Raw genomic sequence first — 3,315 nt, forward strand, 5'->3', positions numbered from 1 at the left:
TCAAGGCGCCGGTCCGCCCGGTCGCCGCGCCGAAAGGCACGCGCATCGAAGTGTCCGACCTCTTCGCCGCAACGCCCGCGCGATTGAAGTTCCTGAAAGGCGATCGTTCCGAGGCGCAAGCTGTCGCCGAAATCGTGAAACGGCTGGCCGTCGCGCATCCGGACATCCGATTCACGCTGTCCGGTGAACATTTGACAGCGCTCACCTATCCGCCTGAACCGGACGGCGAACTCGGCATTCTGCGTCGCCTATCCCGTGTGCTCGGGGCGGAGTTCAACGACAATGCCATGGCGATCGCCGTCGAGCGTGAGGGGGTTCGCGTCCAGGGCTTCGCCAGCCTGCCGACCTTCCACCGCGGAACGTCGGGTCATGTGCACTTCGTCGTCAACGGACGCCCGGTGCGCGACAAGTTGCTGCTCGGTGCGGTGCGCGGAGCTTACGCGGATGTGATGGCGTCGGATCGACATCCGGTCCTCGCCCTGATGATCGATCTCGATCCGCGCGCGGTCGACGTCAATGTGCATCCCGCGAAGACCGAAGTGCGCTTCCGAGATCCAGCTTTCGTGCGCGGTTTTCTGGTGTCGGCCCTAAAGGAGGCGATCACCCGCTTTGGATTCCGTTCTGCGACGACCGGCGGTACGCRGACGCTGGAAAATCTGCGACCGCAGGGAATTTTGGCGCACAGATCATATTCATCGAGCTATCGTGTGCAACCGATGCGCACGCCGGCAGCTTTGTCCGGTTGGCAGGCTCCGCTCGATCACGGTGCGCGCGACCATGGATTTTCCGAAGCGCAGGCGTTGTTGCCCGACATAGCTCTGCCGTCCGCCGACGGCCGCGCGACGATGGACGTGCCCGATCCTGTTGCGGAGGAATCGCCTCTCGGCGCGGCGCGGGCGCAGATCCATGGCACCTATATCGTCGCGCAGACCCCCGATGGCATCGTGATCGTCGATCAGCACGCCGCTCACGAACGATTGGTCTACGAGCGTCTGAAGCGTGAACGCGCGACATCCGGCATTGGTCGCCAGCTTCTGCTGATCCCCGAGGTCGTCGAGCTTGATCCGGTCGATGCCGATCGGGTTTTGTCAGAAGCGGCAACGCTGGAAAAGCTTGGCCTTGTAGTCGAGAGCTTCGGATCCGGCGCGCTTCTGGTGCGCGAAGTGCCCTCGGCGCTCGCGGGCGGCCGCATCAAGGCGTTGGTGCAAGACGTCGCGGACGCGCTCGTTGAATGGGGACACGGAACGAGCCCGCTCGAAGAGCGGCTCGACGCGGTTCTGTCGCGCATGTCGTGTCATGGATCGGTGCGCGCGGGACGTCGCTTGAAACCGGACGAGATGAACGCGCTTCTGCGCGAGATGGAAGTCACGCCTTTGTCCGGCCAGTGCAATCACGGCCGCCCCACCTACGTCGAATTGAAGCTCGCCGATATCGAGCGGTTGTTCGGCCGACGGTGATCCCACTGCCTATGGCGCCCGCGCGATCAGCGGTCGACCGCGAAGAACTTTCCCAAAGGATGGTTTTCGCCGTGTACCATCTGTTCGATCATGTCGGCGGCGAGCGCACTGAACGTGATGCCGTTTCCGCCGTAGCCGAACGCAGCATAGCATCGCGGATAGCCTGGCACGCGGCCGATCATGGGTAGCCCGTCATCGGTCTCGCCGAAAAATCCGGTCCACGCGGCATCGACATCGCATTCGACTCCTGGAAGCAATGCGGCGAGCTTGGTGAGAAGCGCTTTTGTCTTTRCCGGCAGCAATCCGTCGCGCGTCGCCGCATCCGTGATCGGTTCGTCTTCGCCTCCGACGATGATGCGATTCTCGACGCTCGTGCGAGCATAGAGATAAGGCTCCGACGCTTCCCAGATCAGACTGCGATCGGGCCACATGATCGCGCTCCGCTGCGGTTTGGTCGCGAGAGCCCACGTCGACACAATGCGATGAGAATCGGCGGGAATGAACGAAGGCATTTCGTACCCGTTCGCAAGGATGAGGATGTTTCCTTCGACCTCCGTCCCCTCGGTGGACGTCACATGAACGCGCAAGGCGGTGCTGTCATATGTGTCGACACGGATCGGAGAGATCACCTTCGCTCCGCGCGCGATGGCAGTGTTCAGGAGGCCACGCGCCAGCTTGATGGGATCGACCTCCGCCGATCCTGATGAGAGAAGGGCCGCAGCGCGCTGAAAACCGGTTATTCGTTCGAGAGCCGAGCTATCCAGAAAACGGCTCGGAAGCCCTGCGCGCAGGCGCAGTGCGAGTTCGTCGCGCAACTCGTGCGGGTCGAGCGCATTGCCGGCGAAGAAGAGCGCGCTCCGCCAATCGAAATCGCATGGGAGATGGAGACCCTGCACCAACGATCCGATGCGCTTCACCGTCTGCGCGCTCGCGCGATAGATCGCGGCGGCGGCATCGAAGCCGAGCGTGTCCTCGAGTTCGATCATGGGCGCGTCGATCTCCCATTGCAGCAACGCAGTGCTCGCTGCCGTGCTCGCCTGTTGCGGCTCATGCCGGTCGAGGACGATGACGTCGCGCCCCGCGCCGGTGAATCGTTCTGCGAGAAACGCGCCCGTTATCCCGCCTCCGACGATTACGACGTCGGTGGTGAGATGGCGTCCCGCGTTTTGCGAGGGTGAGGGCGGAGTGGCGTCGAGTTCCCAGACGCTGCGTCCGGAACGGAGATCGAGGGCGGTTGCGTCGGAATCGGTTTCGCGGCTGGACAGAAATGACATCCCGTCGAATTAGGGCGCGCGATCGAATTGTCAGGCTTGTTCTTAGGACTCAGCCACCCGTCGCGGAATTGATTTTTCTTGCAACGATCGCATTGTCGGCGCGCAGGAGCTCGCCGATCTTCACCGCCGTATCGAACGTCACAAGGCGGTTCACGCGCACCCAGGCCATGTCGGGTGCATTGGCGCTCGCCTTCATTTCGAAGGCCGGCTTGTGATGATCGAGGCCCTGTTCGATGTGGTTCGGGATCAATTCCTCGGCTGCGACGCCGAGAGCAGCCGCCAGTCGATTGAGGCTCAACGGCGTCGGAAGCGAACGGCCGTTGATGTAGGTGGAAACGCTGTCGCGCTGCAACCCGGCCTGCCGAGCCAACTCGCTCTGGTGCCAACCCTTTTCCGTCATGAGCTTGTGAAGGCGCTTGCCGAATTCATGCTTCGTCAAAACCTTCGGCGTGAGCTTTGTCGGTAGCTTGTCCAGTTTTGTCGGCTTGATCGACTTCCGCGCCATTCCGGGAAACTCCTGGGCGACAGCCCGCTTGCACCATTAACGCCATGACCGGATTGAATAAAGTCCCACCACGGTATCA

3 protein-coding genes are annotated in these 3,315 nt (G+C 62.4%); 1 reads left to right on the forward strand and 2 read right to left on the reverse strand.

What is annotated here, in order from left to right:
• Positions 1-1,457: DNA mismatch repair endonuclease MutL (mutL, locus tag AC1DT3_RS15865; RefSeq protein ID WP_477466208.1), on the forward strand; the 1,457-nt coding region annotated here is incomplete at its 5' end.
• A gap of 26 nt (positions 1,458-1,483) precedes the next feature.
• Here the strand turns inward: mutL and AC1DT3_RS15870 are convergent.
• Both AC1DT3_RS15870 and AC1DT3_RS15875 read right to left on the reverse strand, forming a co-directional pair.
• Positions 1,484-2,731 carry an NAD(P)/FAD-dependent oxidoreductase gene (locus tag AC1DT3_RS15870; RefSeq protein WP_477466209.1) on the reverse strand — a complete coding sequence of 416 codons (1,248 nt, stop codon included), beginning with the start codon at positions 2,729-2,731 and terminating at the stop codon, positions 1,484-1,486.
• 49 nt (positions 2,732-2,780) lie between these two features.
• Positions 2,781-3,236 (reverse strand): helix-turn-helix domain-containing protein, encoded by a 456-nt coding sequence (locus tag AC1DT3_RS15875; RefSeq protein WP_477466210.1) that lies wholly within the window; start codon positions 3,234-3,236, stop codon positions 2,781-2,783.
• Positions 3,237-3,315 lie beyond the last annotated feature (79 nt).

Source organism: Microvirga sp. P4_G7, assembly GCF_056401005.1.

What these genes read in the sequence shown, in the direction of transcription:
- AC1DT3_RS15875 (WP_477466210.1), bottom strand. Translation starts at nt 3,236, where the DNA reads ATGGCGCGGAAGTCGATCAAGCCGACAAAACTGGACAAGCTACCGACA.